General features: G+C 67.5%; 8 protein-coding genes. 7 read left to right on the top strand and 1 reads right to left on the bottom strand.

The genetic code is table 11. From position 1 onward, the window contains the following. Window positions 1–46: 46 nt before the first annotated feature. The 4 genes from xylB (at window position 47) to SOM61_RS11890 (ending at window position 4,673) form a co-directional block, all read left to right on the top strand. Window positions 47–838 (top strand): D-xylose 1-dehydrogenase, encoded by a 792-nt coding sequence (xylB, locus tag SOM61_RS11905; protein ID WP_320474294.1) that lies wholly within the window; start codon window positions 47–49, stop codon window positions 836–838. An 85-nt stretch (window positions 839–923) separates the two neighbouring features. Further along, on the top strand, window positions 924–1,919 hold the full coding sequence (gene xylF / locus SOM61_RS11900; RefSeq protein ID WP_320474429.1) for a D-xylose ABC transporter substrate-binding protein: 996 nt from the start codon (window positions 924–926) through the stop codon (window positions 1,917–1,919). A 71-nt stretch (window positions 1,920–1,990) separates the two neighbouring features. Next, window positions 1,991–3,514: a D-xylose ABC transporter ATP-binding protein gene (xylG, locus tag SOM61_RS11895; RefSeq protein ID WP_320474293.1), complete on the top strand. Its 1,524-nt coding sequence runs from the start codon at window positions 1,991–1,993 to the stop codon at window positions 3,512–3,514. A 16-nt stretch (window positions 3,515–3,530) separates the two neighbouring features. Then, window positions 3,531–4,673 (top strand): sugar ABC transporter permease, encoded by a 1,143-nt coding sequence (locus tag SOM61_RS11890; protein WP_320474292.1) that lies wholly within the window; start codon window positions 3,531–3,533, stop codon window positions 4,671–4,673. Window positions 4,674–4,757: 84 nt separating this feature from the next. Here the strand turns inward: SOM61_RS11890 and SOM61_RS11885 are convergent, their stop codons facing one another. Continuing rightward, window positions 4,758–6,335 (bottom strand): aldehyde dehydrogenase (NADP(+)), encoded by a 1,578-nt coding sequence (locus SOM61_RS11885; RefSeq protein ID WP_320474291.1) that lies wholly within the window; start codon window positions 6,333–6,335, stop codon window positions 4,758–4,760. A 202-nt stretch (window positions 6,336–6,537) separates the two neighbouring features. On the opposite strand from SOM61_RS11885, the gene SOM61_RS11880 reads away from it, so the two are divergent. Genes SOM61_RS11880 through SOM61_RS11870 form a run of 3 tightly spaced genes read left to right on the top strand, consistent with a single transcriptional unit; the run spans window position 6,538 to window position 12,724 of the window. Further along, window positions 6,538–8,727 carry a beta propeller repeat protein gene (locus SOM61_RS11880; RefSeq protein WP_320474290.1) on the top strand — a complete coding sequence of 730 codons (2,190 nt, stop codon included), beginning with the start codon at window positions 6,538–6,540 and terminating at the stop codon, window positions 8,725–8,727. Further along, window positions 8,724–11,018, top strand: coding sequence for a glycoside hydrolase family 95 protein (locus SOM61_RS11875; RefSeq protein ID WP_320474289.1), 2,295 nt, complete (start codon window positions 8,724–8,726; stop codon window positions 11,016–11,018). The genes SOM61_RS11880 and SOM61_RS11875 overlap by 4 nt, the downstream gene beginning before the upstream one ends. A gap of 32 nt (window positions 11,019–11,050) precedes the next feature. Further along, window positions 11,051–12,724, top strand: coding sequence for a GH35 family beta-galactosidase (locus SOM61_RS11870; protein WP_320474288.1), 1,674 nt, complete (start codon window positions 11,051–11,053; stop codon window positions 12,722–12,724). The last annotated feature ends 5 nt before the right edge of the window (window positions 12,725–12,729 follow it).

Below are 12,729 nucleotides of genomic sequence, written 5' to 3'. Positions count from 1 at the left end.
GGCTGTTCTGTGCAGCCATAATACTCAGAATAATCTGGAGACAACCATGACGGCAGCCGCCGCCCCGACGCTGGGCTACGCGACCTATCCGGACTTGCGCGACAAGCGCGTCGTGATCACCGGGGGCGGCTCGGGGATCGGCAGTGAACTGGTGCGGGCCTTCGCCGGCCAGGGCGCGCGGGTCTGGTTCCTCGATATCGCGGTTGCCCCGGGACAGGCGCTGGCCGCGGCGCTCCACGGCGCGCACCATGCGCCACGTTTCCTGCACTGCGACCTGACCGACCTCGATGCGCTGGCCGCGGCCTTTGCCGCCATCGAGGGCGAGGCGGGCGGCATCGACATCCTCCTCAATAACGCAGCCAACGACGACCGCCACCATATCGAGACCGTGACGCCCGCCTATTGGGAAAACCGGATGGCGGTCAACCTGCGCCACCAGTTCTTTTGCGCCCAGGCGGCGGTGGGGTCGATGCGGCGCCAGCAGGGCGGCGTGATCCTCAACTTCGGCTCGATCTCATGGCACCTGCCGCACACGGAGCTGGCGCTGTACATGACGGCCAAGGCCGCGATCGAGGGCCTGAGCCGCGCCCTGGCGCGCGACCTTGGTCCTGACCATATCCGCGTCAACACCGTGGTGCCGGGCGCCGTGCGCACCCCGCGCCAGGAGGCCCTGTGGCATACGCCGGCCGAAGAAAACCGCATCCTGGCTGGCCAGTGCCTGCCGGCGCGGGTCGAGATGCAGGACGTGGCGGCGCTGTCGCTATTCCTCGCTTCGAACAATGCGCGCCGCTGCAGCGGGCGCGAGTACTTCGTCGACGCCGGCTGGTACGGCGCCTGACTCGAATAGAATGTCAATACGGCGCGACGCGTAGGCGCACGCGCCGACAATAAAGGAGACAAGCATGAAGGTTAGCATCACGAAGATGGGCGCCGCGATCGGACTTGGTTGCGCGCTGCTGTTTACGTCGGCCCCGAGCATGGCCGACGCCAAGAATCCCAAGATCGGCTTCTCGATCGACGACCTGCGGCTGGAGCGCTGGACGCGTGACCGCGATTACTTCATCGGCGCCGCCGAAAAGCTCGGCGCCAAGGTCTATGTGCAGTCGGCCGACGCCAGCGAGCAGCGCCAGATCGCCCAGATCGAGAACCTGATCTCGCGCGGCGTCGACGTGCTGGTGATCGTGCCCTATAACGCCACGGTGTTGAACAATGCGATCCGTGAAGCGAAGAAGGCCAAGATCAAGGTGCTGTCGTACGACCGCCTGATCCTCAACGCCGACGTCGACGCCTACATCTCGTTCGACAACAAGGCGGTGGGCGAGCTGCAGGCGCAGTCGATCGTCGGCCTGAAACCGAAGGGTAACTACTATCTGCTGGGCGGGGCGCCGACCGACAACAACGCCAAGATCCTGCGCGAAGGCCAGATGAAGGTGCTGCAGCCGCTGATCGACAAGGGCGACATCAAGGTGGTCGGCCGCCAGTGGGTCAAGGACTGGAGCGCCTCCGAAGCGATGTCGATCGTCGAGAATGCGCTGACGGCCAACGGCAACAAGATCGACGCCGTGGTCGCGTCCAACGACGCCACCGCCGGCGGCGCGATCCAGGCGCTGGCCTCGCAGAAGCTGGCCGGCAAGGTGCCGGTGTCGGGCCAGGACGCCGACCTGGCAGCGGTGCGGCGCGTGATCGCCGGCACCCAGGCCATGACGGTCTACAAGCCGCTCAAGACCATCGCCACCAGCGCCGCCACCCTGGCCGTGCAGCTGGTGCGCAATGAAAAGCCGGCCTATAACTCTCAGATCAACAACGGCCACAAGCAGGTCAGCACCGTGCTGCTCAAACCCATCTTGCTGACAAAATCGAACGTCGACCTGCTGGTGAAGGACGGGTTCTACACCCAGGGCCAGCTGGCCGGTAAATAAGCCTGCTTCTCTCCTTTCCCCGTGCCCGCTCCTGCGGCCCGGGGATTTTTTCACGCCTTGGAAGTCTTGCGATGTCGGGCTATCTGCTTGAAATGAAGGGAATCGCCAAGCGATTCGACGGGGTGCCCGCGCTGGACGGCATCGACCTGGCGATCCAGTCGGGCGAGTGCGTCGGCCTGTGCGGCGAGAACGGGGCTGGCAAGTCGACCCTGATGAAAGTGCTGTCGGCGGTCTACCCGCATGGCAGCTGGGACGGCGAGATCGTGTGGGACGGCCAGCCGTTGCGCGCGCGCTCGGTGCGCGAGACCGAAGAGGCGGGGATCATCATCATTCACCAGGAACTGATGCTGGTGCCCGAGCTGTCGGTGGCCGAGAACATCTTTTTGGGGAACGAGATCACCTTGCCTGGCGGCCGGCTCGACTACCCGGCGATGAACCGGCGCGCCGAGGAAATCCTGCGCGGCCTGCGCCTGCCGGACGTGAACGTGGTGCTGCCGGTGAAGCATTACGGCGGCGGCCACCAGCAGCTGATCGAGATCGGCAAGGCGTTGAACAAGAATGCGCGGCTGCTGATTCTCGATGAACCATCGGCCTCGCTCAGCGCCTCCGAGATCGACGTGCTGCTCGGGACGGTGCGCGACCTGAAGGCGCGCGGCGTGGCCTGCGTCTACATCTCGCACAAGCTCGAAGAAGTGGCCGCCATCTGCGACACCATCGTCGTCATCCGCGACGGCAGGCACATCGCCACCACGCCGATGCCGCAGATGAGCGTGGACCGGATCATCGCCCAGATGTGCGGGCGCGAGATGAACCAGATGTATCCGTCGTTCCCTCACGCGATCGGCGAGGTCGTGATGGAGGCGCGCCACATCACCTGCTACGACCCCGAGAACCCGCGCCGCAAGAAGGTGGACGACGTCTCGTTCCAGGTGCGGCGCGGCGAGATCCTCGGCATCGCCGGGATCGTCGGCGCCGGCCGCACTGAGCTGGTGACGGCGATCTTCGGCGCCTATCCGGGCCGCCATGAGGGCGAGGTCTGGCTCGAAGGCCAACGGGTCGATACATCGGAACCCATGAAGGCGATCCGCGCCGGCTTCGCCCTGGTGCCCGAAGACCGCAAGCACCACGGCATCGTGCGCGACCTGTCGGTGGGCGAGAACATCACGCTGTCGGTGCTGCAGCGCTATGCGCACCTGACCCGCATCGACGACGGCGAGGAAACCAGCGCGGTCAGCGAACAGATCGCGCGCCTGGCGCTCAAGACCGCCAGCCCCGCGCTGCCGATCACGGCGCTCTCGGGCGGCAACCAGCAAAAGGCGGTACTGGCCCGAATGCTGCTGACCGGCCCCAAGGTGCTGATCCTCGACGAGCCGACGCGCGGCGTCGACGTCGGCGCCAAGTTTGAAATCTACCGCCTGATGCTGGAACTGGCGGCACAGGGCATCGCCATCGTCATGGTCTCGTCCGAGCTGGCCGAGGTGCTGGGCGTGTCCGACCGCGTGCTGGTGCTGCAAGAAGGCCGGCTGCGCGGCGATTTTCTCAACGATGGCCTGAGCCAGGAGACGGTGCTGGCCGCCGCCCTGGGCCAGGGCTGACAAGCAAACGACTCCCATGGATACAACGACACTCAAGCGGCTGTTCACCCAATACAAGATCCTGGCCCTTCTGGTGGCGGTCGCCCTGATCTGGACCTTCTTCCACTGGATGACCGAGGGCGGCTTCACCTCGGCGCGCAACGTCTCGAACCTGATGCGCCAGATGTCGATCACCGGCATCCTGGCCTGCGGCATGGTGTTCGTCATCATCGCCGGCGAGATCGACCTGTCGATCGGTTCGTTGCTTGGCCTCCTGGGCGGGATGGCGGCGGTGCTCGACGTCACCCACGGCATGCCGCTGCCGCTATCGATCGCGGTGGTGCTGGGCGCGGGCCTCTTTTGCGGCTTCCTCAACGGCTATTTGACGGCCTATGCGGGCATACCGTCCTTCATCGTCGGGCTCGGGGGCATGCTGGCCTATCGCGGCGTGGTGCTGGGCCTGACCGACGGCGCCACCGTGGCGCCGGTCTCGCCGGGCTTCGAGCAGATCGGGCAGGCCTATCTGCCGCCGGCCTGGGGGATCGGGCTGGGCGTGCTGCTGTTCGCGCTGGCCGGCGTGCTGGCCTGGCGCCAGCGGGTGAACCAGGCGCGCCACGGACTGCCGGTGATCGCGCTGTGGCGCTCGGTGGCTCGGGTGGCGCTGGTCGGCGTGGCGCTGGCCGGCCTGATCACCACCTTCAACAGCTACGAGGGCATTCCGCTGCCGGTGCTGATTCTCCTGACCCTGATGGGCGTGTTCAGCTACATCGCGCGCCAGACCGTGTTCGGCCGCCGCATCTATGCGGTGGGCAGCAATATGGAGGCGACGCGGCTGTCCGGCATCGACGTGCGCAAGGTGAAGCTGTGGATCTTCGGCCTGATGGGCCTGATGTGCGCGCTGGCTGGCCTGATCAACACCGCGCGCCTGGCGGCCGGCTCGCCGTCGGCCGGCGTGTCGGCGGAGCTGGACGTGATCGCGGCCTGCTTCATCGGCGGCACCTCGATGCGCGGCGGCGCCGGCACCGTGCATGGCGCCCTGGTGGGCGCGCTGGTGATGGCCAGCCTGGACAACGGCATGTCGATGCTCGACGTCGACGCTTACTGGCAGATGATCGTCAAGGGGTTGATCCTGACCCTGGCTGTGTGGCTGGATGTGGCGACGCGCAGCACTACGCGCTGAGGTCACTCGAAACGTCGTCCCCACGAAGGCGGGGACGACGTTCAGGCGTCAACGATTGAAGAGACGTCTTCGATTCAACCTTGATTACGCCAGCTTCACTTCACCATCTACCAGGCGCACGATCCCGAGCGGATTACCGTCCTTGAGCGCCTCTGGCAGCAGGCCGGCCGGCACGTCCTGGTAGCACACCGGACGCAGGAAGCGCTCGATCGCGGTCGCGCCGACCGAGGTGCTGCGGGCATCCGAGGTCGCCGGGAACGGCCCGCCGTGCACCATCGCATACGACACTTCGACGCCGGTCGGGAAGCCGTTGAACAGGATGCGGCCCACCTTGCGTTCCAGTAGCGGAAGCAGGGCGCCGGCCAGTGCATGGTCGCTCTCGAGGGCGTGCACGGTGGCGGTCAGCTGGCCTTCCAGGTGCCGGGTCACGGCCAGGATCTCGTCTTGATTGCGGCAGACGATCAGCAGGGACACCGGTCCAAAGATCTCTTCTTCCAGCGCCGGGTTGGCAAGGAAGGTCGCGGCGTCGCACTGGTAGAGGGCGGCGCGTGCGGCGCAGCCGGGGCCTTCCTGGCTGCCGTTGGCCACCAGCTGCACGCCGGCGACGCCCGTGCGTTTGCCGATGGCGTTGTCATACGCCTGATGGATTCCGGCGCTGAGCATGGTGCCGGCCGGCTTGAGCTGCAGCGCGGCAGCGGCGGCGTCGCGGAAGGCGTCCAGCTGCGGCCCGGCCAGGCCGATCACCAGGCCCGGGTTGGTGCAGAACTGGCCGACGCCCATGGTCAGCGAATCGACGAAGGCGCCGGCCAGCTTGGCGCCGCCCGCTTCCAGCGCGCCCGGCAGCAGGTAGACCGGATTGATGCTGCTCATCTCGGCGTACACGGGAATCGGCTCCTTGCGCTTGGCCGCGATCTGAGCCAGCGCCAGGCCACCGCCGCGCGAGCCGGTGAAGCCGACGGCGCGGATCGCAGGGTGGCTCACCAGGTCACCACCAATTTGGTTGCCTTCGCCGATCACGAGCGAGAACACGCCTTCCGGCATGCCGCATTCGAGCGCGGCCTGCAGCACGGCCTTGCCGACCAGTTCCGAGGTGCCGAGGTGGGCGTTGTGGGCCTTGACCACGACCGGGCAACCGGCGGCCAGCGCCGAGGCGGTATCGCCGCCGGCCACCGAGAACGCGAGCGGGAAGTTACTGGCGCCGAAGACGGCGACCGCGCCGAGCGGGATCTTGCGCATGCGCAGGTCGGAGCGCGGCGGGGTGCGCTCGGGCAGGGCCGAATCCAGGGTCGCTCCCAGGAAGTGGCCGTCGCGGACCACCTTGGCGAACAGGCGCAGCTGGTTCACGGTGCGGCCACGTTCACCCTCGAGGCGGGCTGCCGGCAAACCGCTTTCCTGGCCGGCGCGTTCGATCAGCAGCGGACCCAGGTCGAGAATGCGCTGGGCGATCGTCTCCAGGAAGCGTGCGCGCAGTTCCAGGGGCAGTGCGCGATAGGGCTCGACGGCGGCATCGGCCAGTTCGCAGGCGCGGGCCAGGTCGGCGGGCGTGGCCAGACCAAACTCGGGCTCGAGGTCCTGCTTGCTGGCGGGATTGTAGGCGCGCGCGACGCCGGCACTGCCGCGCAGGATCTGGTGGCCGATGATCATTTCGCCGCTGATATTCATGGTGGATCTCCTAGTTGGAATTGATGGGGGAGGTTTCAAGCCCTCGATGTCATACGCAATCAGACGCTGAAGCGGGATCGGCGATAAAACATCCAGCCTGAATGATAACGTTTTCTGTTAGCGCGAACATTTTAGTTGCAAGGCCTCCCTGTATTGATTAGCATGGTTGCAAGCAAGTCAATAATAAATACAGGCAGGAGACATGATGCGTACCACGATCGCCCGTCGACCCGGCATGGGTTGGCGCTCGAGCCTGGGCGTGGTTGCGGCCGTGTGCGTCGCCGCCGCGGCCATGGCCGCCCCCGTCGCCCAGGACCGCGCCAGCTATGTCTGGGACAGCGTCGCCATCGGCGGCGGCGGCTTCGTGACCGCGATCGTTCCGAGCCGCAGCGAACCGGGCGTCGCCTACGCCCGCACCGACGTCGGCGGCGCCTACCTGTGGCGGGCGAAAGAAGGCCGTTGGACGCCGCTGCTCGACTGGGTGGGCGAAGACCAGACGGGCTTCCTGGGCATCGACGCATTGGCGATCGACCCTGACAACGCCGGCCGGGTGTGGCTGCTGGCCGGCATCGCCTACCTGAACGGCGGACGCACCGCCATCCTGCGCTCGACCGATTACGGCAAGACTTTCGACGTGATCGACGTCAGCGGCCAGTTCAAGACCCACGGCAACGGCTTCGGACGCCAGGGCGGCGAACGGCTCGCCGTCGATCCGGGGACCAGCAAGCGCCTCTACCTGGGCTCACGCCGCGACGGCCTGTTCGAGAGCGCCGACCTTGGCAGCACCTGGCAACGCAACCCTGCGCTGGCGGTGACGACCACCCCCAACGACGTGGGCCTGAACATCGTGCTGCCCGATCCCGCCAGCGTCAAGCAGGGCCGCGCACAGAGGCTGTTCGTCGGCGTGTCGCGCTTCGGCGGCGTCGGCCCCAACCTGTACCGCAGCGACGACGCCGGCGCGACCTTCGTGCCGGTGGCGGGCAGCCCGGCCGGGCTGATGCCGCAGCGCGCTGCCTTCGACGGCGCCGGCAAGCTGTACATCACTTATGCCAACGGCGCCGGCCCGCACCCGGACAAGAGCGGCAGCGAGCCGATCGACCGCGGCCAGGTGTGGCAGTACGAGATCGCCAGCGGCGCCTGGCGCAACGTGACGCCGGTGGGATCGACCCGGCCTTTCGCGGGGATCAGCGTCGACCCGAGGAACCCCAAGCGGCTGGTGGTCTCCACCATCAATACCTTCATCGCCCAGGGCGATGCGCGCGGCGACCGCATCTTCGTGTCGAACGATGCCGGCGCCAACTGGGTCGACGTGATCGCGCGCGGCTTCCAGCGCGACGCGGCCGGCGTGCCCTGGCTCGAAGGCCATGCAATCCACTGGGCCGGCTCGGTCGAATTCGATCCGCTCGATTCGCGCGCGGTGTGGGTCACGTCCGGCAACGGGGTGTTCCGCACGCCCGATATCGACGCCACGCCCGCCACCTGGACGTTTACCGTAAAAGGCCTGGAAGAGACGGTGCCGCTCGGCCTGGTCAGCATGCCGGGCGCGCCGCTGGTCTCGGCCATCGGCGACTACGACGGCTTCGTGCACGACGATCCGGCGCGCCCGGGTCGCATCCACCGGCCCGAGATCGGCACTACCACCGGGCTCGATGCCGCCGCCCGGCGCCCGGGCAGCATGGTAAGGGTGGGCGACGCCATGCTCGTGACCCGCGACGGTGGCGTCACCTGGACGCAGACGCCGGCGCTGCAGGGCAAGCGCGGGACGATCGCGATGTCGAGCGATGGCGCGACCCTTGTCCATACGCCGCAGGGCTCGTCGACCCTGTACCGGTCGGATGACGAAGGCGCCAGCTGGACGCAAGTGGCTGGCCTGGCGGGCCGCGACTTGCGCGCCGTCGCCGATCCGGTCAACCCGAAGGTGTTCTATGCCTACGACGGCAAGGCCCTGATGGCAAGCAATGACGGCGGCGCCAGCTTCGCGCCGCGCGCCAGCCTGCCGCCGGGCGGCTCGACACTGATTCGGCCGCTACCGGGCCGCGAGGGCGATTTGTGGGTGGCGCTCAAGGACGGAGGCCTGGTGCGCTCGCTCGATGGCGGCGCCAGCTTCGCGCCGCTGGCCGGCGTCGGCTACTGCGGCGCGGTCGGTTTCGGCAAGGCTGCCCCGGGCAAGCTTGAACCGACCGTGTACATCTGGGGCAGCGTCAAGGGCGTGCGCGGCATTCACCGTTCGCTCGACCTGGGGCGCAGCTGGCAGCGCATCAACGACGACGCCCACCAGTACGGCGGCCCTGGCGACGGCCACTTCATCGTCGGCGACATGAACCGGTTCGGCGTGGTCTATATGAGCACCGCAGGCCGAGGCATCGTCTACGGAAGGCCTGGTCCGATATGAAAATCTTCTGCAGCCTGCGCCTGCTGCTCGGCGCCTGCGCCTTCGTGCTGGCGGCGAGCAGCAGCGCCGCACCCGAGATGGTGCTGCGCTACGACCGGCCCGCCCAGGACAACGACCAGGGCTGGGAGAAAGAGGCGCTCCCGATCGGCAATGGCCGCATCGGCGCCATGGTGTTCGGCCAGCCCGGCCGCGAGCACCTGCAGTTCAACGACATCACGCTGTGGACCGGCGACGACCAGACCATGGGCGCCTTCCAGCCCTTCGGCGACTTGCTGGTCGAGCTGGCTGGCCACGAGAACGGCGTGACCGACTACCGCCGCACGCTCGACCTCGAACGCGGCGTGCACACCGTCACTTACACGCATGGTGGCGTGCGTTACCGGCGCGAAGCCTGGGCGAGTCACCCGGCGCAGGTGATCGTGCTGCGCCTGACTGCCGACCGGCCCGGCCGCTATACCGGCGCCGTGTCCCTGACCGACCGCCACGGTGCCCACCTCGCTGTCGCGAACGGCCGCCTGTATGCCTCTGGCACGCTGGCCGGCTTCGCGCTGCCCGACCAGGCGCCGAGCGGCAACGTGATGTCGTACGCAAGCCAGGTGCAGGTGCTCAGTGATGGCGGCAAGCTGGTGGCCGACGGCACGCGCATCGCCTTCGCCGGCGCCGATGGATTGACCCTGATACTTGGCGCCGGCACCAGTTACGTGCTCGACGCCGCGCGCAACTTCGACGGCGGGCATCCGCTGGCGCGCGTGACCGCGCAGGTTGACAAGGCCGCGGCACGCTCGCCAGGCGCGCTGCGCACAGAGCACGAGGATGACTTCCAGCGCCTGCTAAAACGTGTGGCGATCGACCTGGGCGAGACGCCGGCCGCGCGCCGGGCGCTGCCGACCGATGCGCGCCTGCTGGCCTACACGAAGGCGGGACGCGACCCGGAGCTGGAGGCCCAGTACTTCCAGTACGGCCGCTACCTGCTGGCTTCCAGTTCGCGCGGCTCGTTGCCGGCCAATCTGCAGGGCCTGTGGAACAACAGTCTCACGCCGCCGTGGAATTCGGACTACCACACCAACATCAACATCCAGATGAATTACTGGCCGGCCGAGGTGACCAACCTTGGCGAGCTGGCGCTGCCATTCTTTGATTTCGTGAGCGGCGTGGCCCCGGTGTGGCGGCGCGCCACGGCCGAGGAATTCCGCCGCGCCGACGGCCAGGCGGTGCGCGGCTGGACCCTGCGCACCGAGTCGAATCCCTTCGGCGCCATGGGCTACTTGTGGAACAAGACCGGCAACGCCTGGTATGCCCAGCACTTCTGGGAACATTATGCCTTCACGCGCGACGAGCGCTTCCTGCGCGAGGTGGCCTACCCGATGATGAAGGAGGCCAGCGCCTTCTGGCAGGACTATCTGAAGGAGCTGCCGGACGGGCGCCTGGTCGCGCCGCAGGGCTGGTCGCCGGAACACGGCCCGGTCGAGGATGGCATCGCCTACGACCAGCAGATCGTGTGGGACCTGTTCAACAACACGGTGGAGGCGGCCGGCATCCTGCAAGTCGATCCGGAGCTGCGCGCCACGCTGACCGCCATGCGCGACCGCCTGGCCGGGCCGCGCATCGGCAGCTGGGGCCAGCTGCTGGAATGGCTTGAAGAGAAGAAAGACCCGGTGCTCGACACGCCGCAGGACACCCATCGCCACGTGTCGCACCTGTTCGCGCTGTTCCCCGGACGCCAGATCGATGCCGTGCGCACGCCCGAACTGGCGCGCGCCGCGCGGCGCACCCTGGAAGCACGCGGCGACGCCGGCACCGGCTGGTCGATGGCCTGGAAGATGGCGTTCTGGGCCAGGCTGCACGACGGCGACCGTGCTCACCGCATGCTGCGCGGCCTGCTGGCGGCGCCGGGCGCGCGCGCCGCCGAACAGGCCGGCATCTTTTCGGAGCATAACAACGCCGGCGGCACCTATCCGAACCTGCTGGACGCCCATCCGCCGTTCCAGATCGACGGCAATTTCGGCGCCACCGCGGCGATCGCGGAAATGCTGCTGCAGTCGCAGGGCGGCGAGCTGCACCTGCTGCCGGCGCTGCCGTCGACCTGGGCGCGTGGGTCGGTGAAGGGATTGCGTGCGCGTGGTGGCTATGAGGTGGACCTGCGCTGGGCTAATGGCCGCTTGCAGGCCGCCACCGTGCGCGCGGTGGCCGGGGACGGCGGTCCCGTCAAGGTACGTTATGGCGCAAAGCTTATCGAGATCGACCTGGCGAAAGACCAGAGCCGCAGCCTGGACGCGGCGCAGTTCCGCTAAAGACAAGAACGACAACCAAGGAGACAACCAGCATGACCATGACTCAGATCGCCCGCCGCCTGGCGTCGCTATGCCTGCTGCTGGCCAGCGCCGGCGCAGCGGCCGCCGACCCCGAGCTGCCACGCCTCGTCGAAAAGGATGGCCGGCACGCCCTGATGGTGGACGGCGCGCCGTTCCTGATGCTCGCGGGCCAGGCCCACAACTCCAGCAACTATCCGGGCGCCTTGCCCAAGGTCTGGGCGGCGCTCAAGGACGCGCACGCCAATACCCTCGAGATGCCGATCGCTTGGGAACAGGTGGAGCCGAAAGAAGGAGAATTCGACTTCAGCTTCCTCGACGCCCTCGTTTCGCAAGCGCGTGAAAACGATATCAGAGTCGTCCTCGTCTGGTTCGGCACCTGGAAGAACACGGGGCCCGGCTACCTGCCGGAGTGGGTCAAGTTCGATAACCGGCGCTTCCCGCGCATGAAGGACAAGGACGGCAAGACGGTCTACAGCCATTCCCCGTTCGGTGAGCAGACGCTGGCGCTCGATCGGCGCGCCTTCGTGAAAATGATGGAGCACATCAGGAAGATCGACAGCGGTCACCGCACCGTGATCATGGTGCAGGTCGAGAACGAGGTGGGCACCTACGGCGTCCCGCGCGACCATGGCGAACTCGCCGAGGCGGCCTTCCGCCAGCCGGTGCCGGCCGCGGTGCTGGCGCGCCAGAAGCCGAAGGTGGCGGGCGTGACCCAGGGCAGCTGGCGCCAGGTGTATGGCGACTACGCCGACCAGTACTTCCATTCCTGGGCTATCGCCAGCTATATCGAGTCGATCGCCAAGGCCGGCCGTGCGGTGTACGACCTGCCGATGTTCGTCAACGCCGCCCTGCGCGAGCCTTCGCTCGACGGCAAGCCGGCAGCGCCGTGGAAATCCAACTTCGCCAGCGGTGGGCCGACCTGGGACGTGATCGACATCTACAAGGCTGCCGCGCCGCACATCGACCTGGCGGCGCCCGACATCTACATGCCGGAGTCGAACAAGGTGACGGCGGTGCTCAAATCCTACCTTCGGCCCGACAATGCGCTGATGGTGCCCGAGATGGGCAATGCGGCGGGCTATGCGCGCTATGTGTATCAGATCCTCGGCATGGGCGCCCTGGGCGTGGCGCCGTTCGGGCTCGACTACTTCGACTACAGCAACTACCCGCTGGGCTCCAAGTACACCGACCGCCGCATGATCGAGCCTTTCGCCACCGTGTATGGCGTGTTCGCACCGATGCAGCGCCAGTGGGCACGCTGGGCCTTCGAGGGCCGCACCCATGGCGTGGCCGAGGGCGACGACCGCGCGCCGCAGACGGTGGCGCTCAAGGGCTGGAAGGCGACCGTGTCGTTCCGCGAATTCCAGTTCGGCGAGCGCCAGTACCTGAAGGACAAGAGCGAATACAAGGAAGGAACCGTGAAGCCGGGTGGCGGCGTGTCCATCGCCCAGGTTGGCGAGAGCGAGTTCGTGCTCGTCGGCCAGCAGGCGCGGGTGAAGTTCGCGGGCGATGGCCCGAACGCAGGCAAGCCTTCGCTGCTGGCGCGGGTGGAGGAGGGCCGTTTCGACGCCAATGGCCGCTGGGTCATGGAGCGCAACTGGAACGGCGACCAGACCGACTATGGCCTGAACCTGCCGGCGACGCCGGTGGTGCTGAAGGTCAGGCTCGGTACGTACCAGGAATAACAACG

This window comes from Massilia sp. CFBP9012, from assembly GCF_034045115.1.
Lineage (GTDB): Bacteria > Pseudomonadota > Gammaproteobacteria > Burkholderiales > Burkholderiaceae_D > Telluria.
This window is presented reverse-complemented; position numbering and strand designations above follow the sequence as displayed.

What these genes read in the sequence shown, in the direction of transcription:
- SOM61_RS11875 (WP_320474289.1), top strand. Translation starts at nt 8,724, where the DNA reads ATGAAAATCTTCTGCAGCCTGCGCCTGCTGCTCGGCGCCTGCGCCTTC.
- xylB (WP_320474294.1), top strand. Translation starts at nt 47, where the DNA reads ATGACGGCAGCCGCCGCCCCGACGCTGGGCTACGCGACCTATCCGGAC.
- SOM61_RS11885 (WP_320474291.1), bottom strand. Translation starts at nt 6,335, where the DNA reads ATGAATATCAGCGGCGAAATGATCATCGGCCACCAGATCCTGCGCGGC.
- xylF (WP_320474429.1), top strand. Translation starts at nt 924, where the DNA reads ATGGGCGCCGCGATCGGACTTGGTTGCGCGCTGCTGTTTACGTCGGCC.
- SOM61_RS11870 (WP_320474288.1), top strand. Translation starts at nt 11,051, where the DNA reads ATGACCATGACTCAGATCGCCCGCCGCCTGGCGTCGCTATGCCTGCTG.
- xylG (WP_320474293.1), top strand. Translation starts at nt 1,991, where the DNA reads ATGTCGGGCTATCTGCTTGAAATGAAGGGAATCGCCAAGCGATTCGAC.
- SOM61_RS11890 (WP_320474292.1), top strand. Translation starts at nt 3,531, where the DNA reads ATGGATACAACGACACTCAAGCGGCTGTTCACCCAATACAAGATCCTG.
- SOM61_RS11880 (WP_320474290.1), top strand. Translation starts at nt 6,538, where the DNA reads ATGATGCGTACCACGATCGCCCGTCGACCCGGCATGGGTTGGCGCTCG.